General features: G+C 61.5%; 22 protein-coding genes. 14 read left to right on the top strand and 8 right to left on the bottom strand.

Annotated features, from left to right (window positions below; all coding sequences use genetic code 11):
- Window positions 1–54 precede the first annotated feature (54 nt).
- From HFO71_RS09280 to lpxK, 5 genes are all read left to right on the top strand, one after another.
- Window positions 55–864, top strand: coding sequence for a 3'(2'),5'-bisphosphate nucleotidase CysQ (locus HFO71_RS09280; RefSeq protein WP_077976617.1), 810 nt, complete (start codon window positions 55–57; stop codon window positions 862–864).
- Between the two features lie 61 nt (window positions 865–925).
- Window positions 926–1,171 (top strand): DUF4170 domain-containing protein, encoded by a 246-nt coding sequence (locus tag HFO71_RS09285; protein ID WP_017993077.1) that lies wholly within the window; start codon window positions 926–928, stop codon window positions 1,169–1,171.
- A 172-nt stretch (window positions 1,172–1,343) separates the two neighbouring features.
- The gene (waaA, locus tag HFO71_RS09290; protein WP_020048653.1) at window positions 1,344–2,663 is read left to right on the top strand and encodes a lipid IV(A) 3-deoxy-D-manno-octulosonic acid transferase; all 1,320 of its coding nucleotides are present in this window, start codon (window positions 1,344–1,346) and stop codon (window positions 2,661–2,663) included.
- A gap of 9 nt (window positions 2,664–2,672) precedes the next feature.
- Window positions 2,673–3,395, top strand: coding sequence for an HAD family hydrolase (locus tag HFO71_RS09295; protein WP_170268250.1), 723 nt, complete (start codon window positions 2,673–2,675; stop codon window positions 3,393–3,395).
- A 90-nt stretch (window positions 3,396–3,485) separates the two neighbouring features.
- Window positions 3,486–4,559 carry a tetraacyldisaccharide 4'-kinase gene (lpxK, locus tag HFO71_RS09300; protein ID WP_168286911.1) on the top strand — a complete coding sequence of 358 codons (1,074 nt, stop codon included), beginning with the start codon at window positions 3,486–3,488 and terminating at the stop codon, window positions 4,557–4,559.
- A gap of 55 nt (window positions 4,560–4,614) precedes the next feature.
- Here lpxK and HFO71_RS09305 read toward each other — a convergent pair whose 3' ends face one another.
- A complete protein-coding gene (locus tag HFO71_RS09305) occupies window positions 4,615–5,499 on the bottom strand; it encodes a GntR family transcriptional regulator (RefSeq protein WP_168340091.1) in 885 nt (294 codons plus the stop codon).
- Window positions 5,500–5,598: 99 nt separating this feature from the next.
- Between HFO71_RS09305 and HFO71_RS09310 the strand changes: the two genes are divergently transcribed.
- The 3 genes from HFO71_RS09310 to HFO71_RS09320 all read left to right on the top strand — a co-directional run bounded on the left by HFO71_RS09310 (window position 5,599) and on the right by HFO71_RS09320 (window position 8,415).
- The gene (locus HFO71_RS09310) at window positions 5,599–6,657 is read left to right on the top strand and encodes an ABC transporter permease (protein WP_170268251.1); all 1,059 of its coding nucleotides are present in this window, start codon (window positions 5,599–5,601) and stop codon (window positions 6,655–6,657) included.
- On the top strand, window positions 6,654–7,418 hold the full coding sequence (locus tag HFO71_RS09315; RefSeq protein ID WP_221970044.1) for an ATP-binding cassette domain-containing protein: 765 nt from the start codon (window positions 6,654–6,656) through the stop codon (window positions 7,416–7,418). Before HFO71_RS09310 ends, HFO71_RS09315 begins: the two co-directional genes overlap by 4 nt.
- Window positions 7,419–7,497: 79 nt before the next feature.
- Complete coding sequence (locus tag HFO71_RS09320) at window positions 7,498–8,415, top strand: sugar ABC transporter substrate-binding protein (RefSeq protein WP_077976611.1); 918 nt, start codon at window positions 7,498–7,500, stop codon at window positions 8,413–8,415.
- A gap of 134 nt (window positions 8,416–8,549) precedes the next feature.
- Here the strand turns inward: HFO71_RS09320 and HFO71_RS09325 are convergent, their stop codons facing one another.
- Entirely contained in the window at window positions 8,550–8,780 is a 231-nt protein-coding gene (locus HFO71_RS09325) for a DUF2093 domain-containing protein (protein ID WP_003545832.1), read from the bottom strand.
- 172 nt (window positions 8,781–8,952) lie between these two features.
- Window positions 8,953–10,755: a DNA mismatch repair endonuclease MutL gene (gene mutL, locus HFO71_RS09330; protein WP_168340090.1), complete on the bottom strand. Its 1,803-nt coding sequence runs from the start codon at window positions 10,753–10,755 to the stop codon at window positions 8,953–8,955.
- A gap of 183 nt (window positions 10,756–10,938) precedes the next feature.
- Between mutL and HFO71_RS09335 the strand changes: the two genes are divergently transcribed.
- On the top strand, window positions 10,939–12,657 hold the full coding sequence (locus tag HFO71_RS09335; protein WP_221970041.1) for a response regulator: 1,719 nt from the start codon (window positions 10,939–10,941) through the stop codon (window positions 12,655–12,657).
- A 155-nt stretch (window positions 12,658–12,812) separates the two neighbouring features.
- Complete coding sequence (locus HFO71_RS09340; protein WP_072639516.1) at window positions 12,813–14,177, top strand: putative bifunctional diguanylate cyclase/phosphodiesterase; 1,365 nt, start codon at window positions 12,813–12,815, stop codon at window positions 14,175–14,177.
- 53 nt (window positions 14,178–14,230) lie between these two features.
- Here the strand turns inward: HFO71_RS09340 and HFO71_RS09345 are convergent, their stop codons facing one another.
- The 5 genes from HFO71_RS09345 to HFO71_RS09365 all read right to left on the bottom strand — a co-directional run bounded on the left by HFO71_RS09345 (window position 14,231) and on the right by HFO71_RS09365 (window position 18,283).
- Window positions 14,231–14,842: a PRC-barrel domain-containing protein gene (locus HFO71_RS09345; protein ID WP_077976608.1), complete on the bottom strand. Its 612-nt coding sequence runs from the start codon at window positions 14,840–14,842 to the stop codon at window positions 14,231–14,233.
- A 220-nt stretch (window positions 14,843–15,062) separates the two neighbouring features.
- Window positions 15,063–15,950 (bottom strand): SMP-30/gluconolactonase/LRE family protein, encoded by an 888-nt coding sequence (locus HFO71_RS09350; RefSeq protein ID WP_077976607.1) that lies wholly within the window; start codon window positions 15,948–15,950, stop codon window positions 15,063–15,065.
- Window positions 15,947–16,588: a 2-dehydro-3-deoxy-6-phosphogalactonate aldolase gene (locus HFO71_RS09355; protein ID WP_221970039.1), complete on the bottom strand. Its 642-nt coding sequence runs from the start codon at window positions 16,586–16,588 to the stop codon at window positions 15,947–15,949. The genes HFO71_RS09350 and HFO71_RS09355 overlap by 4 nt, the downstream gene beginning before the upstream one ends.
- 13 nt (window positions 16,589–16,601) lie before the next feature.
- Window positions 16,602–17,519, bottom strand: a complete 918-nt coding sequence (locus HFO71_RS09360) for a 2-dehydro-3-deoxygalactonokinase (RefSeq protein WP_221970037.1) — start codon at window positions 17,517–17,519, stop codon at window positions 16,602–16,604.
- Complete coding sequence (locus tag HFO71_RS09365) at window positions 17,519–18,283, bottom strand: SDR family NAD(P)-dependent oxidoreductase (protein ID WP_376774265.1); 765 nt, start codon at window positions 18,281–18,283, stop codon at window positions 17,519–17,521. The genes HFO71_RS09360 and HFO71_RS09365 overlap by 1 nt, the downstream gene beginning before the upstream one ends.
- A gap of 106 nt (window positions 18,284–18,389) precedes the next feature.
- Between HFO71_RS09365 and HFO71_RS09370 the strand changes: the two genes are divergently transcribed.
- The 4 genes from HFO71_RS09370 to HFO71_RS09385 all read left to right on the top strand — a co-directional run bounded on the left by HFO71_RS09370 (window position 18,390) and on the right by HFO71_RS09385 (window position 23,363).
- Window positions 18,390–19,187 (top strand): IclR family transcriptional regulator, encoded by a 798-nt coding sequence (locus HFO71_RS09370; RefSeq protein WP_221954306.1) that lies wholly within the window; start codon window positions 18,390–18,392, stop codon window positions 19,185–19,187.
- 254 nt (window positions 19,188–19,441) lie between these two features.
- Entirely contained in the window at window positions 19,442–20,176 is a 735-nt protein-coding gene (locus HFO71_RS09375) for a helix-turn-helix transcriptional regulator (RefSeq protein WP_221970035.1), read from the top strand.
- 643 nt (window positions 20,177–20,819) lie between these two features.
- On the top strand, window positions 20,820–21,998 hold the full coding sequence (locus HFO71_RS09380; RefSeq protein ID WP_077976603.1) for an Mrp/NBP35 family ATP-binding protein: 1,179 nt from the start codon (window positions 20,820–20,822) through the stop codon (window positions 21,996–21,998).
- A 387-nt stretch (window positions 21,999–22,385) separates the two neighbouring features.
- Window positions 22,386–23,363, top strand: a complete 978-nt coding sequence (locus HFO71_RS09385) for a magnesium transporter CorA family protein (protein ID WP_077976602.1) — start codon at window positions 22,386–22,388, stop codon at window positions 23,361–23,363.
- The last annotated feature ends 7 nt before the right edge of the window (window positions 23,364–23,370 follow it).

The raw sequence follows: 23,370 nt of genomic DNA on the forward strand, positions 1-23,370 counted from the left end.
CGGTTTTCGGACGACATCATGCTCACACTGTTGAATCGAGAAACGGATGACGGGATGAACGATAAGGAAAAGGCCCGCTGGCAGAGCGATCTCACGCTGATCGCCGATGCTGCGAGAGAGGCGGGCGCCGTCGCTTTCGGCTTCTTCAACCAGTCTCCCGAGGTCTGGTGGAAGAACGAGGACCGGTCTCCCGTCAGCGCCGCCGATTTCGCCGCAAACAAGACGCTCGAGACCATCCTGCGCAAGGCCCGGCCGGATTATGGCTGGCTGTCGGAAGAGACCGACGACGATGCCGACCGTCTCTCACGCGAGACGCTGTTCATCATCGATCCGATCGACGGCACGCGCGCCTTCCTCGGCGGGCAGAAGGTCTGGTGCGTCAGCGTCGCGGTGGTTCATCGCGGCCGGCCGGTCGCCGGCGTGCTCTATGCCCCGGCGCTCGAAGAGCTCTATGAGGCGGTCGAGGGCGGCGTGGCGCTGAAGAACGGCGTCCCCTTCACCGTCTCGGCCGCCGGACCGGAAGAGATGAGCCGCCTTGCGATCGGCGAAGACCTGCTGAAGACCTTTCCGCCGGCGTTCCGTGACCGGGTGACGCGCGAGAAATACATTCCCTCGCTCGCCTATCGCATCGCGATGGTGGCGGACGGTCGTCTCGAAGGCACCTTCGTCAAGGGCAATTCACATGATTGGGACCTTGCCGCTGCCGATCTGATCCTTGTCTGCGCCGGCGGCGGCCTCGTCGACATCGAAGGCGAACCGATCGTCTACAACCGCACTGAGGTCACCCACAAGGTCCTCTGTGCGGCCCCAACACCCCGCATCAGTGAATTCCTCGCGGCCTTTGCGGGGCGACGAGACAGTTGACGTTTCCGTCAAAATCCCGCAGATGGGTGGCGGAGGAGAATAGGCAGAAAGAGAAGAAAAAATGACTGACTCCGGTGACAAGAAGCAGCTTCTGCATCTCGTTTTTGGCGGCGAACTGGAAAGCCTCGATGACGTCCAGTTCCGTGACCTGCAGGGTCTCGATATCGTCGGCATTTTCCCGGATTATGCTGCGGCGCTGACGGCCTGGAAGGCGAAGGCGCAGCAGACGGTCGACAATGCGCATATGCGCTACTTCATCGTCCACATGCATCGTTTGCTCGATCCGCAGGAAAAGCCCAAGGGCTGAACTTAGCAAGTGCCGCCGGCCGGCCGCTCCTCGGTCGGCCTTTGCTGCATCGGGCGCGCCCATCGATCCGGATTGTTTGACGCATTCTGAACAAATTAATCGGCCATTGCGGCCGCAACGATAATTAGGGAATGGGTTTGATGTCGATCGGTTTTGATCGGAGGCTGGCGCGATGAGTTCCCGGATGGCGCGGTTCGGTCTGAGCGCATACCGTCTGGCGGGAACCGTGGCCTCTCCTGTCGTCGGCCTCTATATCACCTACCGCACGGCCAAGGGCAAGGAAGACCGGGCCCGCCGCCTGGAGCGCTTCGGTTATCCGAGCGCCAACCGGCCGCAGGGCCCGCTTATCTGGTTCCATGCCGCAAGCGTCGGTGAAACCAACGCCGTCATCCCGCTGATCCGCGAAATCCGCCGCCGTGACATCCATGTCATCCTGACGACCGGCACCATCACGTCGGCCAAGCTCGCCGCCGAGCGCCTCGGCCAGGAAGCGATCCATCAATATGTGCCGCTCGACCTGAAGCCCTCCGTCAGCCGCTTCCTCGATTATTGGCAGCCCGATTGCGCCATCATCGCCGAATCCGAGATCTGGCCGGCAACGGTGCTGGAGCTCGGCCGCCGCCGCATTCCGCAGATCCTAATCAATGCCCGCATGTCGGACCGCTCCTTTGCCCGCTGGCGCCGCCGCCCGGCGATCGCCGAAGCCTTGTTCGAGAATCTTGCCCTCGTCATCGCCCAGTCGGATGTCGATGCCGAACGATTCCGCGATCTCGGCGCCGTCCCCGTCATCACTTCGGGCAATCTGAAGGTCGATACTGACGCGCCGCCTTATGACAGCGCTGTCTTCGCCCGCTACAAGAAGCAGATCGGCGAGCGCAAGACCTGGGCGGCGATTTCGACCTTCGACGGCGAGGAGAATGCCGCCGCCATCGTTCACCGGGCGCTCAGGGAGCGCGACCATCAATTGACCATCATCGTGCCGCGCCATCCCGAGCGCAGCGACGAGATCGAGGCAGCGCTCGTCAAGCAGGGGCTGAAGGTCGCCCGCCGCACCCGCGACGATGTCCTGTCCGCCGATGTCGATATCTTCCTCGGTGATACGATCGGCGAAATGGGCCTCTATCTCCGCCTGACGGAAATCGCCTTCGTCGGCCGTTCGCTCTTTGCCGAAGGCGGCCAGAACCCGCTGGAGCCCGCCATGCTCGGCTGCGCCATTCTCTCCGGCGGCCATGTGCAGAATTTCCGCGATGCCTATCAGAAGCTTGCCCGCAGCGGCAGCGCCCGCATGGTGCGCGATACTGAAATGCTGGCCAAGGGCGTGCATTATCTGCTGATCAACGACGACGCCCGCCGCAACATGATCGAGGCCGGCATCACCGCCGTGCACGAGATGCGCGGCGCGCTGACGGCGACGGTAAAGGGGCTGGAACCCTATATCAATCCGCTGACGGTCAAGGCGCGGCTGCTGCCCAAGGCCGTGGCCCAGGTCTGAGGAGCGAAGATGTCGGCAGCGTCCCCTATCAAAGGCATCCTCTTCGACAAGGACGGCACGCTGCTCGATTATGACGAGAGCTGGCTGCCGGTAAACCGCGAGCTTGCCCGCATCGCCGCCAGAGGGGATGAGCTTCTCGCCAACCGGCTGCTTTCGGCCTGCGGCATGGATCCGCTGACCGGCCACATCGTTCCCGACAGCCTGCTTGCCGCCGGCAATACCCGCCAGATCGCCGAGGGTCTGGTCGCGGCGGGCTCGATGGTCGATGTCGGCGAACTGACGATCCGCCTCGACGCCCTTTTTTCCAACGCCGCCGAATTTTCCGTGCCGGTGACCGACCTCGCCGGCTTCTTCGCTCGGCTGCATCGACGCGGCTTCAAGCTCGGTGTCGCCTCCAGCGACAATGAGCGGTCGATCCGCCAGACGGCGGAACGTTTCGGTTTCGCCCGCTATATCGATTACATCGCCGGCTATGACAGCGGTTTCGGCGTCAAGCCAGAGCCGGGCATGGTGCTCGGCTTCTGCGCTGCGACCGGTCTCTCGCCTGAAGAGGTCGCCATGGTCGGCGACAACAATCACGATCTGCACATGGGTTTGAATGCCGGCACCGGCCTGAGGATCGCGGTGCTGACCGGCACCGGTTCGCGGGAGACGCTTGCCGCCGCGGCCGATCATGTGCTCGACGATATCACTGCCATCGAGACCCTGCTGCCGGATCTGCAGCCGGCCTGACGGGTAAGGGCTTGCATTTTTTCAGGTTTGGCTTCTCAATCCGGCCGGGAAACGAAAATTCTGTGGCCGGGCAGGGAGCGGGACGGCAAGATGATATCCGAAGCGCCACCGTTCTGGTGGAGGAAAGCCGATTGGCGGGCCTGGCTGCTGCTGCCGCTTTCTTTTCTCTATGGCCGTATCGCTGGCCACCGCATGGCCCATGCGCGCCGCGCCTCGGTTGCGGTTCCGGTTATCTGTGTCGGCAATTTCACCGTCGGCGGCGCCGGCAAGACGCCGACGGCGCTGACGATTGCCCGCGCCGCCAAGGCGAAGGGGCTGAAGCCCGGCTTTCTCAGCAGGGGTTACGGCGGCTCGCTCGATGTGACGACCGTGGTCGACCCCGATCATCACCGGGCGATTGCCGTCGGTGACGAGCCGTTGCTGCTTGCCCAGGAAGCGCTGACGGTGATTTCGCGCCGGCGCGTCGAAGGGGCTCAGCGCCTGGTGGCGGAGGGCGCCGATCTCATCATCATGGATGACGGTTTCCAAAGTGCCCGGCTGGCGATCGACTATGCCTTGCTCGTCATCGACGCGACGCGCGGCCTCGGCAACGGCCATATCGTGCCGGGTGGCCCGGTCCGCGCGCCGATCCGCCAGCAGCTGCGGTCCGCAACCGCTTTGCTGAAGGTCGGTGGCGGCAATGCCGCCGACAGGATCGTCCGCATGGCGGCGCGCGCGGCAAAGCCCTATTTCACCGCATCGCTGAAAGTCCGCGGCGACAATACGCTGGCCGGCACCAAGGTGCTAGCCTTTGCCGGCATTGCCGATCCCGCCAAATTCTTTCGCACGGTTGAATCCCGCGGCGCCGAGATCGTTGTCGCCAAATCTTTCGGCGATCACGAGCACCTGACGGAGGAGGAGATCGACGACATCCTGACGACCGCCGAGCGTCAAGGTCTCCTGATCGTCACCACCTCCAAGGATTTCGTCCGCCTTTCCGGCCATCACGGCAAGGCGGCGCGGCTCGTCGAAAAGAGCCGGGTGATCGAGGTCGACATGGTCTTCGAGGATCACCTCGCCCCCAGCCTCATCATCGACCGGGCGATCGTCGCTTGCCGCGAGCGGCGGCTGCGGGAGATGAAGGCCGGGGTTAAAGCGATTCCAGCAAAGGCTGAACCGCTCTAGCTAGCAGGCTGCTGCAAAACGTCTCGTCCTGCGTACATCTCCACATGCAACGCTATCACGCGATCGAGTGAAGCAAAGTTTCGCGGGCGGAAGTCAGATGCAACCGGCATGCGCGATCGATCAAGACGATATTGCGGCTTTCGAGGGCTTCGATCAGGGCGAGATGTTCCCTGATGGCGACCTCATTCCGCGCGCGTTCATCACGCTTGTTCCACTGATAGTGATAGTGGAAGACCATGGTTATCACGTCTTGGAAGCTTTCGATAAAGCGGTTTGGCGCGACTGTGGTAATCAGCCGGTGGAAACGGCTGTCCAGCTCCGAGAAATCCTGAAACCGAGCGTCGATATCCGCGAGCAGTTCCAAATGTGCCGCCCGCATAGATTGGATCTGTTTCCAGACGGGCGACCTGTCGGGCAGGGCAGCGAAAAGCCGCGCGGAGCGCATTTCGAACATCTCTCTGATCTCAAACAGTTCGAGTGCGAAACTGGCTGTGAACCCTTTAAAAACCCAGCCTGCATTCTGACGCTTCTCGATCAGCCCATATTTCTGAAATCGATTGAGAAACTCACGGATAATCGTTGTCGCGACGCCGAATTTCCGAGCTAATTCCGTCTCATTGATTTCTGTGCCCGGACAGGCATCACCGCGCATCATCCATTCCATGAAACTCGTCTCGACCTGTTCCGAAATTGCTAGGGTCTGTTCCTTCGGATAGCGCTCTTGCTGCCGCGGCCGCTCACCTATGATCCGCTTGTGCGCTTCAGATATGATGATCCCACGTGCGGACATCCCCGCCAGCACCTTCCGCACCGTTGTTCTGCTCACGCCAAGCTGGGTGCGCAATGCATTTTCGGACGGCAATTCCGCCCCAAGATCGAAAGTCCGAATGATATCGATCATATCATTGAATGCCCGCTTGAAAGTCGTATCCGTTCTCATGGCGCAACTCCAGGTATGATTAGATATCCATAAAAAACAGTTTGACGCACGTGTATCATATGTTTCTTATGTATAAAAAACGGGGGAGGCTAGGGGAATTTGGAAGACTCCGGGATTCTGCCTCAGAACTCGTCCCGGCCTGGTGGTTCGCAAGATGCAACCTTCCAGCCGAGACAATCTGGCATCACATTCGGGCTGAAGCTATTGAGCCTCGGCCCTCTATTGATCCTGATTATGCTCATCGCCGTCGTCAGTTTGATCACGCCGGCTTTTCTAAAGCCCGTTAACCTGGGGAACATCCTGGCACAGACAGCAGTGATTGCTGTTGTGGCAATGGGGCAGCAACTCGTTATCCTGACGCGCGGCATCGACCTGTCTGTAGGCTCGAATCTTGCGCTAGCAACAGTCATCGGCGGACTTGTCTATCAGCAGATTGATTCCTCAGTCGTCGTCATAATGGCCATGCTGCTTGCCGGTGCTGCTATCGGTGCGGTCAACGGCTTGGTCTTTGTCTACGGTCGGCTGCCACACCCCTTTATCATTACACTTGCGACCTTGAGTATCTGCCGCGGCCTGGCACTTGCATTGGCGCCCGGCCACACCACCATGCGCGGGATGCCCGATGCAGTGACCGCGATCGGCGGCGGTGCGACGCTTGGTGTGCCCAATTCCTTCTTTGCCGTTGCGATGTTCGGGCTTCTTTTTCTGATCCTCACGAAGTCGATGGTCTTTGGCCGATGGATCTATGCCGTCGGTGGGGCGCCGAATGCCGCCAGAAGCATGGGTATCCCAGTAAAGGGCGTTCTGCTCGCAACCTACATTATTTGCGGCTTTTGTGCAGGTGTCGGCGCGGTGCTGCTCGCAGGACGGACCGCCGCCGCCTCGCCAATCTACGGCAATCTTTTGGAACTCGACACGATTGCTGCGGTGATTATCGGTGGCGCCAGCTTCCTTGGCGGACGCGGCCATCTCGGACACGCCCTGATCGGCGCCGTGCTGATCGGCGTCATCCGCAACGCCCTTAACCTTCTCGGGGTCGACGTGTTCTTTCAAATGATCGCGATTGGGCTCGTCATCGTCATCGCCGTAGAGGCCGACGTGCTTCGTAACCATCTCGAGGCGCGCGCACGCGTGCTTCAATCGGCGAGAGTGCAATGAACCCAGCATCTACCACACCGGCACTTTCGGTTCGAAATGCCCAGAAGCGCTTTGGCGCCATCCATGCCCTGAAAAAAGTAAGCTTTGATGCGTACTCGGGTGAGGTAACCGCTCTCTTGGGTGACAACGGCGCCGGCAAGTCGACGCTCGTCAAATGCATCAGCGGGCTTCATAGTCTCGACGAAGGAGAGATCCTCGTGGATGGTGCGCCCGTATCCCTCCATTCAACGGCGGCCGCCCGCCGCGCCGGTATTGAAACCGTCTACCAGGATCTGGCGCTTTTCGACAACCTGACCCCGGTACAGAATTTCTATTGCGGACGAGAAATCTCTTTCCCCTCTTGGCTGCCGCGTCCGCTCCGCTTCCTCAACACGGGCGTGATGAAGCGGGAGGCAGCAAGTGTCATCGATCGCCTGACGGTTAAGCTGCCGAGATTCGATGCGCCGGTCGCGCTGATGTCCGGGGGACAGCGACAGGCGATCGCGGTCGCGCGCGCCATTGTTTTTGCGCGCAAGCTGGTGATTCTTGACGAACCAACGGCCGCCCTCGGTCTTCGCGAGTCTCGCCAGGTTCTTGACCTTATCCATCAGCTCAAAGCCGACGGCAATGCCGTGATCATCATCACGCACAATATGGAACATGTCGTCGAAATCGCCGATCGGGCGGTTGTGCTGCGCCAGGGGCGCAAGGTGGGTGAACTGAAGCCAACGCAAGCCAACAAGCAGGACCTTGTTGCGATGATTGTCGGCGCCGAGGCTTAAGGGAGATCGCTGCTTCTTTGGGGCAGCGGACAACGAGATCGCTCTAGAGGAGGGCGGTCGAAACATGGGAGATGTAATCATGAAACCGCAATCCCTGCTGGGAGCCCTTGCGCTCCTCGCCGTCGCTGTAGTCCCGTCCTTGGCGCAGGAGCCGGTGAAGCTCGGCTTTATAACCAAATTCCCAGTACCTTTCTTCGCAACAATGGAGAACGCAGCCAAAGATTATGCAAAGAGAAATCCCGGCGTCGAGATCATCTACGGGCAGGGTACGTCCGCAACCGACATAGAAGGCCAGATTGCACAGATCGAGTCCATGGTGACACGAGGCGTGCAGGGTATTGCCATCACACCCGTCGATCCCACCGTGTCCACTGCCCTGGACAAGGCGGTGGCGGCCGGTATCAAGGTCGTGCTGATGGATAACAATATTCCGGATTGGAAAGGCAGGACGGCGCTTGCCACAACCGATAACTTCGCCGCGGGCAAAATCGCCGGCGAATATCTCAAAACTGTTCTTAAAGCCGGCGATACGCTTGGGATTCTTGAGGGCGTGCCCGGGGTGCCAGCGCTCGATGACCGTGTGACGGGAATGCTTGAAGGGCTGAAGGGACTTGACGTCAAGATCGTCGGGAAAGGCGCGACAAACTGCACCGAGGAGCTCGGGATCAGTGTCGCCGAGGATCTGCTGACGAAGAACCCAGACCTCAAGGCCATTTATGCCGCTTGCGGCCCGCCCGCTGCTGGCGCGGCGCGCGCAATCAAGAACGCTGGCACTGCCAATGACAAGATTGTGCTGGTCGGTTTCGACTTCTGTTGCGGCGAAGAGGAGGCGCTGAAGAGTGGAGTCGAGGATGCGTCGGTGGCGCAGTTCCCCACCAAGATGGCTGAACTCGGTGTGGATGCGCTGGTAAAATCGATTCGCGGAGAGAAGGTTGAGTCTTTGATTGACTCCGGCGCTGCGCTCGTGACGCCAGAGAATATGGCGAAATTCAAGTGAACCGTTGCCCCTGTGGGGATCGGATCACGCAAACGGCCCGTCCTTCGTGGGGCGGGTCGGACGTGTCACCTCTCGTTGCGCCCAGATTTGAATCTTCTGTCAGGACGGCCGACCCGGCCTAAAATCATCCTGTTCTAGCGCCGCTGGTTAGGCAGCACGCCGGCGCGTTTGTCGGCATCGATGGCCGAGATCACGTCGGCATAGGGCTCCTGCCGGGCGACGCTCCAATAGCGCAATTCGTCGAGCGGGATCTGTTTCCCCGTCATCGCGCAGACGACATAGGAGCCGGGCGAGAGAATCTGGAAATCGCCATCGAGATACCGGATCTTCGCCTCGCGGTTTCCGTGCCCTTCGAACAAATTCATGCGCTCCGTTCCCTGCAGTCTGTCATTAGAGCGTGTCGCGCAAAACTGTGCCGCGGTTTTGCGATCACGACATGCGGACGCCAAAGCCCTAAAGCGTGGGCCAAGCGAATCTGAAAGATCGCGACACGCTTTAGTCTGCCATACTCCCGCAAGGGCTGCTTTTCCAGCTTTTTTAGCTTCTGCCGAAAAGCCGTTCGATATCGCTGAGCTTCAATTCGATATAGGTCGGCCGGCCGTGATTGCATTGGCCGGAGCCGGGCGTCACTTCCATCTCCCGGAGCAGCGCGTTCATTTCCTCCGGCCGTAGCCGTCGTCCGGAGCGCACTGACCCGTGGCAGGCCATGGTCGCCGCCACATATTCGAGCTTAGCCGAAAGGCCTGACGCCGTGTCCCATTCGGCAATCTCGTCGGCAAGCTGGCGGATCAGCCCATGCGCATCGACCTCGCCGAGCATCGCCGGCGTCTCGCGCACGGCAATCGCCCCGGGGCCGAAACGCTCGATCGCCAGGCCGAGTTCGGAAAGCTCGGTGGCGTGCTGCATCAGCCGGTCGCAGTCCTCTTCCGGAATATCGATGATCTCAGGGATGAGCAGCACCTGCGAGGCCAGCCGCTTCGAATGTAGCGCCTTGCGCATCGCTTCGAAGACCAGCCGCTCATGTGCGGCATGCTGGTCGACGATGACGAGCCCGTCCTCGGTCTGGGCGACGATGTAGTTTGCGTGGATCTGCGCCCGTGCCGCGCCGAGCGGATAGCGCGCAATTGGTTCGGGCGCTGCCGGCTGCGGCGAAAACTGCGGCTCGGCTCGCGCCGTCGGCATCGAAAGTCCGTCGAAGGATGCCTGGGGCCGCTCGCCGAAACCCGTTATTGGCTGATAGGGCCGGGAGGGCGAGGTTTCGGCCGACCATGCCGTTTGCGGTCGCTGGCTATTCGGCTGGAAGCCCGGGCGGAAGGAACGTAGCATGTCGCTCGCGCCGGTCGTTGCCGCCCGGCTACCGTCGCGCGCCAAGGCCTCGCGGATGGCGCCGACGATCAGGCCGCGCACCAGGCCCGGGTCGCGGAACCGCACGTCGGATTTTGCCGGATGCACGTTGACGTCGACGAGAGCGGGATCGAGCGTGATCGACAGCACCGCCACCGGATGGCGTCCGGATGGGATCGTCTCGGCATAGGCGCCGCGGATCGCCGAGAGGATCAGCTTGTCCTGCACCGGCCGGCCGTTGACGAAGGCGTATTGATGGGCAGAGTTGCCGCGATTGAAGGTCGGCACGCCGGCAAAGCCGGTCAGCGCGATCTCTTCGCGCACCGCGTCGAGCGAAATGGCGTTGTCGCGGAACTCCTTGCCGAGCACCTGCGCCATGCGCGCCAGATGGTCGTCGCCGGTCGCCGGAAATTCGAGTGTGGTGCGGTCTGAGCCCGACAGCACGAAGCGTACCGCAGGAAAGGCGATCGCCATGCGCTTGACGATCTCGGTAATGGCACCGGCCTCGGCCTTCTCCGTCTTCAGGAATTTGAGCCGGGCGGGTGTGGCGAAGAACAGGTCGCGCACTTCGACGATCGTCCCGGGATTGGCGGCGGCTGGGCGCAGATGCGCGATCTTGCCTCCGGCAACGGCGATCTCGTGGCCGCCGGCGCTGTCGCGTCTGCGGCTTGCGATGCTGAGCCTCGCGACCGAGCCGATCGAGGGCAGCGCCTCGCCGCGGAAGCCGAGCGTGCGGATATCCTCGAGCGTCTCTGAGATCTTCGAGGTGCAGTGGCGCCTGACCGCCAGTTCCAGATCGGCCGCGTCCATTCCGGAGCCGTTGTCGCTGACGCGCAGTAGCGCCTTGCCGCCGCCTGACGTGGCGATTTCGATGCGCGTCGCGCCCGCGTCGAGCGCGTTTTCGATCAGTTCCTTGGCAGCGCTCGCCGGCCGTTCGATGACTTCGCCGGCGGCGATCTGGTTGATGAGCGTTTCGGAAAGCTGTCTGATGGCCATGGGCTATTTTCGGGGATTCGCGGGCCGGAGGGAAGAGGTTTCGACAGGCTTTCCCGAAACGTGATCCGGGGCTCCCCCAAATTTGGGAATAGGTAATGTTAAGCCGGTTTTAACATAAAAATGGCATTTCTAATCACATACCTCCGGAAGCTGCGAAATCGAACAGATGTGGGACGCAACAGAATGAGTGCCGGCTTCGAAAAGGCGGACACATCATCAGAAATCGATGGGGCTCCCGCTGAGACCGATCTGCAGACGGCGCTTTTCGATGTGGTGTGCGACAGCCTTTCGGCAGCTTTCATCATCTACGACAAGAACGATCATCTGATCTTTGCAAGCCGCCAGACTCTCGAGTTCTTTCCGCTGCCCGCCGAGATGCTGAAGCCGGGCACGCGGCTTCGCGATTTCCTCGGCGCGATGTACGACACCGGCATTCGCCAGCAGTATGATGTCAGGCAGGGTGGCTCGCTGAGCCGCGAAGACTGGCTGTCGCAGAAAATCGCCTCGCATTGGCGCGAGCGCTTCGACGCCGTCGAGCGCCGCGGTGCCGATAGCTGGGTCCGCTTCGTCAAGCGCAGGCTGCCCGGCGGTTACGGCGTCACCATCATCTCCGACATTTCCGAGAACAAGAAGCGCGAAGAGCAATGGCGCTCCGACCTAGAGCGGGTGCAGCTCACCGAGGACATTCTCGACAATCTGCCGTTCCCGCTCTTCGTCAAGGATCGCAACCTCACCTATGTCGCGGTCAACCTCGCCTTCTGCGAGAAATATCAGACAAGCGCCGACGAGGTGCTTGGGCGCAAGAGCGGCGATCTTTTTTCAGAAGAGATCGCCAAGCGCTTCGAAGAAAGCGACCGCCATGTGCTGGAGACCGGCGAGATGTCCGTCTCCCGCCAGCGGCAGATCTCCCGCGACGGCATCGAGCGCGATATCGTCAGCCGCAAGCACCGCATCGGCAAGCCCGGCCGCTATTTCCTGGTGTCGACCATGCAGGATCTGCCGCGCGACGGCGCCGATCTCGACGAGTTCGGCCAAGCGTCCGCGATTACCGCCTCCAGCAATCAAAGCTATCGACGGGCCTATGTGCCGGTACCAACCGGCATCGCACGGCGCGAACCGGCGGCGATGGAAGCGATCGTTCCGGAGAATTTCTCCGGCCGCAAGGTCCTCGTCGTCACGGCCGACCTCGCCGCCGAGACCGCCGCGCTGCGGACGCTGACGAAATACGGCTTCGAATCCTGCTCAGTCCGCGGCGAGGACGAAGAGGAGCGGTTCCTGGAAATCGCCACCTCCTCCGGCATCTCGCTCGATCTTCTGATCATCGACAACCAGATGGGCATGCGCTGCCTCGAGCTTGCCGAGCAATACGGCATCCCGGCGCTCGTCATGGACGGTTTCCAGATCGCCAACGAACTCACCTTCCAGATTGCCCGCCATTTCAATCGCAGCAGCCGCAGCGCCGCCGGTTCGGATGCTGATTGGGAAATCACCATTTCCGACGATCCGGTCGGTCTGCAGGTTCTCGTCGCCGAAGACAATGATATCAACCAGATCGTCTTTTCACAGATCCTCGAAGGTCTCGGCTATCGCCACATGCTTGCGGCGACCGGCGACGAGGCCGTGCGCCTCTGGGCCGAGCACCGGCCGCAGATCGTGCTGATGGATATTTCCCTGCCGGGCTTCAACGGCTTCGAGGCCGCGCGGCTCATCCGGCAGATGGAGGAAACCGGCGGCACCCGTACCCCGATCATCGGCGTGCTCACCCAGGCATTCGAGCGTGATCGCGCCGAATGCGTCAAATCAGGCATGGACGACGTCATCATGAAACCCGTCAGCCCTGACATGCTGGAAACCGTATTTCAGAAATATCTAATGAACGAGGCCATGCACGCCCGAAACTGAACCATGTTCTCGGTAAAAGTGTGCAGGCGCCAAAATACCCGTCAACTCCCCAGATTTTGGGCGGGTTCAAGTGGTTATGCCGCTGATTTACTATCGAATTGTTAAGACCTGCCGGTCATTCTTCTGCATGGCTCCGGAGGAAAGCTCGGGTTTGGATGATGAAATCGGCGGACATAGCTTTCTTGACCGTCGGTCAGAATGAGCTTCAGGCGATGGCCTATACCGATCCGCTGACCGGATTGGGCAACCGCAATCGCATGCGGGACAAGGTCTTGCAGATCTCCGCTGAGCGCGCCAGCGATCCGGCCCCCTTCACCATCGGCATCGTCAACCTCGACAGTTTCAAGCCGATCAACGATCTGTTCGGCTCGACAGCCGGCGATGAAATCCTCTGCCAGGTCGCCCATCGTCTCAGAGCCTGCATTCCTGATGGCGCGCTGGTCACCCGCCACGATGGCGATGAATTCGCCTTCGTGCTGCCGTTGATCTTCGAGCGGGCGAGTGCCGAGAAATTCGGCCAGATGATCCGCGAGGTGTTGTCGGCGCCTTATGACCTCGGCGACCGCAACGTCCGTCTTTCCGCCTCCCTCGGCTTTTCCATCTATCCCTTTGCCGGAGAGGATTGCGAGGAGCTGCTGAAGAGCGCCGAAACCGCCCTCTACCGTTCCAAGCGCCGCGGCCGCGGCCAGATCACCGTCTATTCGCGCGAGATCGCCCAGGAGATGAAGCGCGCGACACAGCTGGAGCAGGCGCTCAGAAACGCCATCATCTCCGACGCGATCGACGTGCATTTCCAGCCGATCGTCTCGCTGTCCAACAATCAGGTCGTCGGCTTCGAGGCGCTCGCCCGCTGGAACGATCCCGATCTCGGCTTCGTCTCGCCCGGCGTCTTCGTGCCGCTCGCCGAGGAGCGCGGCTTCATCGACGCGCTGTCGGAGGCGCTGCTGCGCAAAGCCGCCGAGGCAGCGCTCTCTTGGCCCCGCGAACTCTTCCTGTCGTTCAATCTTTCCTCGGCTCAGCTGATGGATCCGGGCACGAGCAGCAGCGTCCTGTCGATCCTCGGGCGCGTCGGCTTCGATCCGCATCGCCTGGAGCTGGAGATCACCGAGACGGCGGTGATGAGTTCGGCCGATACCGCTCACCGCATCATCGCCGATCTGCGCGCCGCCGGTGTACGCATCTCGCTCGACGATTTCGGCACCGGCCAATCGAGCCTCGGGCGCCTGCGCGACTTCATCTTCGACAAGATCAAGATCGACCGCGCCTTCGTCTCGCGGATCAATTCCGATCGCGCCTCCGAACACATCATCAAGGCGATCCTGACCATGTGCGAGGGCCTGGAGCTGGAAGTCGTAGCGGAAGGCATCGAGGATTATGCCGAGGCGGTGAAATTGCGCGCACTCGGCTGCGGCATGGGCCAGGGCTATCACTTCGGCCGTCCGGCCGACGGTATCGCCACGCTGCGCTTCCTGCACGAAAACTATTACGATCCAACCATGGCGGAGCGTGTCAGCGCATAAAACGATGGCGCCCCTGGGAGCGCCATCGCCTACGCTATACTACCGCGCACGGATTATTTAGGCGTGGTCGAGCCAGTCGCCGTGGTATCGGTACCGGTCGCAGCCGGAGCCGGAGCCTTTTCGGCCGCCAGCATTGCCAGCGTCTTGAACTCAGGTGCGGCCTTCAGCGATTCAGCCGTTTCGCTGGTCGTCAGCTTGACGCTGCCGTCCTGGGTATTCTGCGCGACGGTGATCTTTTCCATCGGCACGGCGACGTTCTTTTCGCCGATCCCGAGGAATCCGCCGACGCCAACGATTGCGGCAACCATGCCGCCATCCTTCTTGAGGATCAGGTCGTTGACGCTGCCGATGCTTTCATTGTTGCCGTTATAGACCGACTGGCCGATATAGGTGTTGGCGCTGATCTGGTCCGGAGCCTGCTCCGTCAGATAGGCGGCCTGAGCCGTATCTGCCGTCGGTGCCGGGGCCGGAGCCTGTGCGGCATCGCCTGCGGGTTTGGTGACATCAGGCGTCATCGGCTTCGGTGCTGCCGGATCGGCGGGAGCCGTCTGGGCCGGAGCGGCGGGATCCGCCGGCTGCGGCGCCGTCTGCGAAAATGCCGCCGGTGCGAAAGCCGTGGCAAACAGTGCGCCAGCGGCAACGGTCGTCAAGAGTTTGCGTGTCATTTCGAACCTACTTTCATTTCCTGGAGTAATCGCTGACCCGGCAACGCCTGTTTGATTGCCGCGCCGGTTCGAAAGGAAAATGAGTGGTGGGCCGATTGGTTCCGGTTGAAAACACGGAAAATTTCTCGATTCTCACGGAACATTTATCAAAGAGCTGCCACCAAAACCAGAAAAGGCGCCCGGTCGGGGAGCGCCTCAGATGGCCTCGGACATCCCGTGTTCAGATCACATAGACCGGATCGAACACGCCCTTGACGTCGATACCGAGTTCCAGCAGCGCGCCGGCGCTCGGCTGCGCCGAACGGGCATCCTCGTCGAGCCCTTCCCAGGCGGTCGTTACCGCCAGGCGGTCGGCATTGACGCCGATGAAGGCGGGGCAGGAGGGCTGGACGGCAGGAACCATATAGCGCGAGATGCGCAGACCGTCCGGACTATAGCGGTCGACGACGCCGGCGCCCCAGCGCGCGTTCCACAGATAGCCGTCGGCATCGACCACAGAGCCGTCGATGCTGCCGGGCTCGTCCATGCTGTCGACCAGCACGATCGGCTCGCCCGAGGGGAGGCCGGTCAACGGATCGACCATGACGCGCATCAGCCGGTTGATGCGGGAATCCGTATAATAGCCGACCGTGCCGTCAGGCGAAAAGCAGATCGAATTCGGAATGCTGATGCCATTGAAGATCTTCGTCACCTTGCCGCTGGCGACATGATAGATAGCGCCGGCCTGGTTTTCCGCCCGTTTGCTCATCGTGCCGATCCAGAGCGCACCGGAAGGATGGGTGCGGCCGTCGTTCGAACGGTTTTCGGGCCTGTCGTTTTCAAGCGCGGCGTAGAAGGTGAGGTTGCCGTTTGCCACATCGCGCACGAAGAGTCCCTCCTCCGTCGCGATCAGCTGACGTCCGGCGTCGATGCGGGCCAGCACGCTCGCCATCACAGGCAGCGGGTGCACCTTTTTCTCGCTCGTCGAAAGATTGAGCTCGTGCAGTTCCTTGCCGAGAATGTTGAACCACCAGACGGTGTTGCTGTCCGGATCATAGGTCGGACCTTCGCCGAGGACGGAATTGGTATTGCAAAGTGTTTTGCCCTCGAACTCATAAATATCGGTCATACGTTCGCGCTCCCAATGGCTGCATCATAGGCGTAAATGGTCGCCTTGGCGCGCTCGGCAACCTCTGATGCGGTCATTCCCGGCTTGTAAATGCTGGTGCCGAGGCCGAAGGCGAAGATGCCGGCTTTGGTGTAATCGCCGAAATTCTTGTCCGACACACCGCCGACGGCGGCAATCGTCAGCTCCGGCGGCAGGATTGCCCGGATCGCCGTAATGCCGGAAGGGCCAAGCACGCTGGCCGGAAAGAATTTGAGACCGGTGGCGCCGGCGCGCGCAGCCGCCAGCGCCTCGGTCGGCGTAAAGACGCCCGGCATCGTCACCATGCCGTATTCGCGCGCCCGGATGATCACCTCGGGTTCGACATTCGGGGTGACCAGCAGCTTGCCGCCGGCCGCATGCAGGCCGTCGACTGCCTCGACGGTCAGCACCGTGCCGGCGCCGATCAGCACTTCGGCCGGCGCCATCTTCGCGGCGAGCTCGATGGATTTGAACGGTTCCGGCGAGTTGAGCGGGATCTCGATCGCCGTCAGGCCATTTTCGATCAGAGCACCGACGACGCTTTCGGTCTCGTCGGGCCGGATGCCGCGAAGGATGGCGATCAGCGGGCGCTTCATGTCGGGGAAGGGAATGCGGTTCATCGTGTCAGCTTTCTCAGTTCGGCCAGATGGCTTCGGCGGCAGCCGAAAGCCCGCGGCGCACGGCAGCGTCGGCGTCGATGGCGGTGAAGGCAAGGGAGAGGGTTCTGAAGGCCTGTTCGTAAAGCGCCTGCAGGCGCCCGGAGGCGACGAGGGTGATGGTGGTGCCGTTTGCCGTATCCTGCAGCGCCCCGGCGATTTCGAGGCCGATCAGCGTACCGGAAAGCCGGGCTTGTGCGGCAGCGGCAGAAATCCCGTGCAGGAGCTGGCCGGAACGGGCGGCAAAGAGCAGGTTGGAGGCAAGGGCCGGGCGTGCGAAAGCGGCCGAGACCGCGGCCGCGAAAGCCGCCGCATCCGCCGGCTGCTCTTCCGCACCGGCCACGGCATGCGAAAGGATCGTGTGTTTGCTGATGACGTCGAAAAGCTCGCCGGTCATGAAGGTCGAAAAGCCGGTCACCTTGCTCTCCGTCACATGCACCCATTTCGAATGCGTGCCGGGCATGCAGACCGCCTGCGCGCCTGAGCTTGCGCGGCCGAGCGCACCGAGAAGCTGGGTTTCCTCGCCACGCATGACGTCGGGCCTCGCCATGTCCCGCTGGGCAAGGCCCGGCAGGATGCGGATGTCGCGGCTTTCGCCGGGCACGGAGACCGCCCCGGTCAGGATCGAGGCGAGCGGCGCCGGCACATCGATATAACCGGCCTCGACCCAGCCCTGTCTGGCGCCGGCCATGCCGCAGACGATCACCGGCAGGTTTTCCGGCGTCTCGATGGCGGCGAGATGGCCGGCAAGCACCGCGGAAAAGCCGGTCTTTGCCGCGCTCGTCATGCCTTCGCCGCTGCGGCGTTCGGCAAGCACGGTGCCGTCCCTGCCGATCAGCCAGAGCCGGAAACTGCTGGTGCCCCAGTCCACCGCGACATAAGCGGGATTTGTCATTACAGAACGCCTCCATCGACAATCAGGGACTGGGCGGTCATCGCCGCCGCACAGTCGGATGCAAGAAACAGGCAGGGACCGACGATCGCATCGGGTTTGAGCGCAACCTTCAGGCACTGATCCTCGACCGAGCGCGCAATGCTTTCCTCGGTGAGCCAGTGCTGCATCTGCCGCTCGGTGACCACCATGCCGGGCAGGATGCAGTTGACCCGGATGTTCTCCGGCCCGAGCCTGCCCGCCATACTCTTCGTCAGCCCGACGACCGCCGCCTTGGCCGCCGCGTAGGCGGGAAAACCGCCCATGTTCAGCTTGAAGGCGATCGACGACATATTGATGATCGCCCCGCCGCCAGCCGTCCGCATCGACGGCACGGCTGCCTGCGACGTGAAGAACACGTGCTTGAGGTTGACCGCCTGGTTGTTGTCCCAATAGGCCTCGGTCACCGCGTCGAATTCATGGCGGTCGTCCCAGGCGGCATTGTTGACCAGCACGCGGATCGGCCCTGAATCGGCAATGACGGTATCGACCGTGCGCCGGATCGCCTCGATGTCGCGCAGGTCGGCATGGTGAAAGGAGACCGGATGCGCAGTCTCCCGCGACAGCCTTTCGGCAAGCTCGCGGCCCGCGATCTCGGCGATATCGATGAACGAGACCTTGGCGCCCTGGCGCGCGAAACCTTCGACGATCGCAGCACCGATGCCCGATCCGCCGCCGGTCACCAGCACGGCTCGGTCTTTGAATTCGGGAAATTGTGCTGCCATCATGGTCACCGTCGCCTCCCCACGTCTGCTGTTCTATTATTTGGAACTTAATTTGACTATATGGAATTATCGAATTACACTGCCCTTTCTGTCAAGGGCGGACAAGGTGATGAATTCAAACGGCGGAAGCACGGCACAGGCACGCGAGACCGGCACGCTCGGTAAACTGATGGTTCTGCTCGATCTCGTCACCCATGCCGATGCGCCGCTGCGTTTCACCGATATCCTGGCCCTTGCCGGCCAGCCGCGCGGCACGCTGCATCGCCAGCTCACCCATCTGGTCGAGGAGGGGCTGCTCGAACTCGATGGCGATGGCCGTTATGCGCCTGGCCTGCGCCTGCTCGATTTCGCCGCGCGCAGTTGGGCGCGCAATGAATTCCGCCTGATTGCCGAACCGCACCTTAGAGATCTGCAGCGGGCGACCGGCGAGACGGTGCATCTCGGCGTTCTGAGAGGGCAGTCGATCATCTATCTCGATAAGGTCGAAGGCCGCCAGCCGGTACGTATGTATTCGCAGATCGGCAATGCCTCGCCCTGTTATTGCACCGGCGTCGGCAAGGCCGCCCTTTCGCTGCTGCCGGCCGAAAGCCTCGTCGATCTGCTTGCCGGCCTGAGCTTCACCAGCTTTACCGCCTCGACCCATGTCTCTGCCGAAACGCTGCTTGCCGAAATCCGCGAGATTGCCGATCAGGGCTATGCCTTCGACCGCGAAGAGCATGAGGCCGGCATCCGCTGCGTTGCCGCACCGGTCTGGTCGGAGGATCGGACCTTTATGGGTGGCATTTCGATTACCGGCCCGGCCTATCGCTTGTCGATGGAACTTCTGCACCAATGGTCCGTTCCGGTGCAACTGGCGGCTGCGAGCATCATGGAAGGCATGCGCGTCCGTCTCGGTCCGCGCCGCTGACGGAAAAATTGCAATCGGCCCCCTGCTGGACGCAATCGCAGAGCATGCTTATGATGAGTGCGATATTGAGATTTGCCGACGAATCACCACAACTAGAACGGTCCGCGAAATCTACAACCGTTCACCGGCAGAACGCTCAACGCTGAAGCCGATTCCAACCAGCGATCGTCGTTTCCCGATGCAATCGAGCCGGCCGCGGCGGGCAGGTTTCGCAAACGGTTTGCCGGCCGCTGTGCCGAAGATGAAGAAATGTGATGGCACCCTTGTCGCAAACATCCACGGACGAAGACGATTATGTTCAGGAAATAGCGGGCCTGAAGACCCAGTTCGATATTTTCCGTTTCATGAAACGGGTGACGGAAGTCTATCGCAGCCGTGCCTTCATGGTTCTCAACCTGCCGCCGATCACTTCCTTCGATCTTCAGGGCAGCACTGTCATCACCAGCTGGCCGGCCGAGCTTCTGGCCCTCTACGACCAGGAGGGCCTGATGGTGAACAGCCCGGTCCTCAGGCGGCTCAGAACATCCGCGCGGCCCTTCTTCTACGATATGTCGCGGCAGAATTGGTCGCGGGACGACGGCAAGTCCATTCTCGTTGCCTCCCTGTTCGAACGTTTTAAGATGATGCGCTGCGCCTACTTCCCGACACATGACCCCTCCGGCCTGCGCGGCGCCGTCTCTTTTGCCGGCGACCGCGAACCCTTCAGCCCGGCAGAGATGCGCGAACTCTCCTACATCGCCATCCACGTCTTCGACAGGCTTGCCGAGATCCGCAACCTCGATACGCGCATGACGGACACGCTGAGCGACCGCGAGATCGATTGCCTCAACTGGACGGCGGCCGGCAAGACCAGTGCTGAAATCGCCGAAATCCTCACCCTGTCCGAGCACACGGTCAATCACTACCTCAACCGCGCCACCAAGAAGCTCGATACGGTCAACCGCACCCAGGCGGTCGCCAAGGCGCTGCGCATCGGCCTGATCAAATAAGTTGCAGAAAACAACCGACTGCTTTTGAAGCCGCCCAGCCCGTAGGCAAGTCTTTCCCGTCGAGGTACTGCCGCAAGCGCTTTTGCGGTCTTTTCCCTGATTTTCTATCTGGCACGCTTTCTGCATCTCTTGATGCGAGAGGTCCAGAGGGGCTTTGAGACCAGCGCCAGGAAATGGCGCGGCCGACACACCGCTGTCCGACGCCGATGCCGCTTTTCTCCCGGCTCTTCGGTGTTGGCGGCGGTTGTTGCGTTTTGGCACCGCTTCTTACCCGGCTGTCTGCGATTTCATCTTCCCTGTTCACTTTTCGCTGGTCTTTTCTTCGGCTTGCTCTAGTTCGCCCCGGATTGCGCCGGTTCTCGGGGAGACCGTTGCGGCCATCAGGGCGAAAGCCTGGCGGACTTGATGGCCGCAACGGATCGCCAATTCTCCCCGGCGCCTTTTTGAGCGCCGGCAATCGATTTCCTCCCGATGATTTTGTTTGGCGAAGGCTTCCGTCTCCACTATTTCTACTGCATGATTTTAGCCTGATCGGAGTCGATCAGGCTAAAATCATGCAGCAATTCAAAGTGCTACAGCGTCCTTTGCGCGTCTTGAGAGACGCGCGGCGCTGCAGTCTGCAAGAAGAAGCAGTGAGGGTGGAATGGCCGACGTCACCAAGGAACAGGTTCTCGAAACGCTGAAGACCGTGCGTGGGCCCGATCTCGAGCACGATATCGTCGAGCTCGGCATGGTCTCCGACGTCTTCATCTCCGACGGCAAGGTTTATTTCTCCATCACCGTCCCGGCCGATCGCGCCAGGGAGCTGGAGCCGATGCGGCTTGCCGCCGAGCGCGTCATCAAGGAAATGCCAGGCGTCAAAGGTGCCCTCGTCACATTGACCGCCGACAAGAAGGCGGCCGCCGCCGCTCCGGCTGCCCGCCCTGCGCCGAACCCGCCTCACGGCCATGCCGGCCACGATCACCAACATGATCATGCGGGCCGCGCCCACGCTCCTCAACAGCCGCCGCGCGCCGGCAAGATCGGTGTGCCCGGCATCGGCGCCATCATCGCCGTCGCCTCGGGCAAGGGTGGGGTCGGCAAGTCGACCACCGCCGTCAATCTCGCACTCGGCCTGCTCGCCAACGGTCTTCGGGTCGGCATTCTCGACGCCGATATTTATGGCCCCTCGATGCCGCGACTGCTGAAGATATCCGGCCGCCCGACGCAGATCGACGGCCGCATCATCAATCCGATGGAGAATTATGGCCTCAAGGTCATGTCGATGGGCTTCCTCGTCGACGAGGAGACGGCGATGATCTGGCGCGGGCCGATGGTCCAGTCGGCGCTGCTGCAGATGCTGCGCGAAGTCGCCTGGGGCGAACTTGACGTCCTCGTTGTCGACATGCCGCCCGGCACCGGCGACGCCCAATTGACCATGGCCCAGCAGGTGCCGCTTGCCGGCGCCGTCATCGTCTCGACGCCGCAGGATCTCGCTCTGATCGATGCCCGCAAGGGCCTCAACATGTTCCGCAAGGTCGAGGTGCCTGTGCTCGGCATTGTCGAGAATATGAGCTATTTCATCGCCCCGGATACCGGCACCCGCTACGACATCTTCGGCCATGGCGGCGCCCGCAAGGAGGCCGAGCGCCTCGGCGTGCCCTTCCTCGGCGAAGTGCCGCTGACGATGAACATCCGCGAAACCTCCGACGCCGGCACGCCGCTCGTCGCCTCCGAGCCGAACGGCGTCGTCGCCGGCATCTATCGCGGCATCGCCGCCAAGGTCTGGGAGCAGGTCGCCGGTCAGTCCCAGCGCCCGGCGCCGGCGATCGTCTTCGAATAATCCATGCCGCCCGGAAGTGTGAAGCGGTTCCGGGATAACGGCATGATTGGAACAAAGGGCTAAGCCCGCCGTATGAATCACGTACGCTGCCAGGCGCTAACAGGCCCGAATCACCGCAGCGGATACCCCAAATTGTGGGGGAAACGTGGTGAAAAGCCGCGCTTCACGGAAGATGTCTTGATTATTTCACGGCTTTGCTTCATATGCCGCGGCGCCATGATGGCGTTTTGCTGCAGATGCTCAGTGACGGCGGTCTTCGTTTCGAAGAGGCCGGCCCGCCTGCAAGTTCGGAGTTGTCTTGTCGATCGAAGGATTGGGAACTGCGATGCGGTTGAGCACAACGCGCATGCCGGCCTTTAAGGTTGGATGCAGGCGGAGAGACGACCGGTGATTACCGCTTACTGTTCCAATTGCAGGTCGGTCGAGATTCGCGATCTGTCGCATGCCGCGTCCTTTCCCGAGGATGTCGTCTGGATCGACATGGTCGAGCCGACCCGCGATGAGGAACTCTATGTCGAGAAGATTCTCGGCATAGAGGTCCCGACCCGCGACGACCTCAAAGATATAGAGCCTTCCGCCCGTCTCTATGTCGAAAACGACGCCGTTTTCATGACCGCCTCGCTGCTCTGGAAGGCTGACACCGACGTGCCGACGCTGACCGATGTCGCCTTCATCCTGGCTGGAAACCGCCTGGTCACCATTCGCTACGCCCATCCCAAGTCCTTTGCACTGTTTATCGCCGCCCTCCACCGTTTGCCGGAAAACTGGCGCAGCGGCGCTGCCCTTCTCGCCAAGCTCTTGGAGACGATCGTCGACCGCACCGCCGAGATCCTCGAGATCTCCGTCTCGCGCATCGACATCTTGTCGACGCATGTCTTCGGCGACCGGGCAAAGAAGGTGCGCAAGCCCTCGAACTATCTTGAGGAGAAGCTGCGCGATATTGCCGGCCACCACCGGATGATCAGCAAGGTGCGTGACAGTCTCGGTTCGCTTGCCCGCCTGCTGACGTTCTTTCACACGATCCCGGCGATCCAGCAGGACCGCGAGGCGAAGGAGCTCTGCCGCACCGTTTCGCGCGATATCCAGTCGCTGTCGGAGCATGCTTCCTTCGTCGCCGCCAACATCACTTTCCTGCTCGATGCTTCGCTCGGGCTGATCAACATCGAGCAGAACTCGATCATCAAGATTTTCTCGATTGCCTCGGTGGTGTTCTTGCCGCCGACATTGGTCGCTTCCGTCTATGGTATGAACTTTCAGGTCATGCCGGAGCTGACCTGGGCCGCGGGTTATCCCTATTCGCTGGCCCTGATGGTGATCTCCGCCGTCATCCCCTTTTTCTTTTTCCGCTGGAAAGGCTGGCTCTGAGGAGCCT

It is taken from the genome of Rhizobium laguerreae (assembly GCF_019778565.1).
Classification (GTDB): Bacteria; Pseudomonadota; Alphaproteobacteria; order Rhizobiales; family Rhizobiaceae; genus Rhizobium; species Rhizobium laguerreae.

Bases quoted from the DNA above. Each gene is read 5' to 3' on its own strand.
- HFO71_RS09280 (WP_077976617.1), top strand. From the start codon at position 55: ATGAACGATAAGGAAAAGGCCCGCTGGCAGAGCGATCTCACGCTGATC.
- HFO71_RS09285 (WP_017993077.1), top strand. From the start codon at position 926: ATGACTGACTCCGGTGACAAGAAGCAGCTTCTGCATCTCGTTTTTGGC.
- waaA (WP_020048653.1), top strand. From the start codon at position 1,344: ATGAGTTCCCGGATGGCGCGGTTCGGTCTGAGCGCATACCGTCTGGCG.
- HFO71_RS09295 (WP_170268250.1), top strand. From the start codon at position 2,673: ATGTCGGCAGCGTCCCCTATCAAAGGCATCCTCTTCGACAAGGACGGC.
- lpxK (WP_168286911.1), top strand. From the start codon at position 3,486: ATGATATCCGAAGCGCCACCGTTCTGGTGGAGGAAAGCCGATTGGCGG.
- HFO71_RS09305 (WP_168340091.1), bottom strand. From the start codon at position 5,499: ATGAGAACGGATACGACTTTCAAGCGGGCATTCAATGATATGATCGAT.
- HFO71_RS09315 (WP_221970044.1), top strand. From the start codon at position 6,654: ATGAACCCAGCATCTACCACACCGGCACTTTCGGTTCGAAATGCCCAG.
- HFO71_RS09320 (WP_077976611.1), top strand. From the start codon at position 7,498: ATGAAACCGCAATCCCTGCTGGGAGCCCTTGCGCTCCTCGCCGTCGCT.
- HFO71_RS09325 (WP_003545832.1), bottom strand. From the start codon at position 8,780: ATGAATTTGTTCGAAGGGCACGGAAACCGCGAGGCGAAGATCCGGTAT.
- mutL (WP_168340090.1), bottom strand. From the start codon at position 10,755: ATGGCCATCAGACAGCTTTCCGAAACGCTCATCAACCAGATCGCCGCC.
- HFO71_RS09335 (WP_221970041.1), top strand. From the start codon at position 10,939: ATGAGTGCCGGCTTCGAAAAGGCGGACACATCATCAGAAATCGATGGG.
- HFO71_RS09340 (WP_072639516.1), top strand. From the start codon at position 12,813: ATGATGAAATCGGCGGACATAGCTTTCTTGACCGTCGGTCAGAATGAG.
- HFO71_RS09345 (WP_077976608.1), bottom strand. From the start codon at position 14,842: ATGACACGCAAACTCTTGACGACCGTTGCCGCTGGCGCACTGTTTGCC.
- HFO71_RS09350 (WP_077976607.1), bottom strand. From the start codon at position 15,950: ATGACCGATATTTATGAGTTCGAGGGCAAAACACTTTGCAATACCAAT.
- HFO71_RS09355 (WP_221970039.1), bottom strand. From the start codon at position 16,588: ATGAACCGCATTCCCTTCCCCGACATGAAGCGCCCGCTGATCGCCATC.
- HFO71_RS09360 (WP_221970037.1), bottom strand. From the start codon at position 17,519: ATGACAAATCCCGCTTATGTCGCGGTGGACTGGGGCACCAGCAGTTTC.
- HFO71_RS09365 (WP_376774265.1), bottom strand. From the start codon at position 18,283: ATGATGGCAGCACAATTTCCCGAATTCAAAGACCGAGCCGTGCTGGTG.
- HFO71_RS09370 (WP_221954306.1), top strand. From the start codon at position 18,390: ATGAATTCAAACGGCGGAAGCACGGCACAGGCACGCGAGACCGGCACG.
- HFO71_RS09375 (WP_221970035.1), top strand. From the start codon at position 19,442: ATGGCACCCTTGTCGCAAACATCCACGGACGAAGACGATTATGTTCAG.
- HFO71_RS09380 (WP_077976603.1), top strand. From the start codon at position 20,820: ATGGCCGACGTCACCAAGGAACAGGTTCTCGAAACGCTGAAGACCGTG.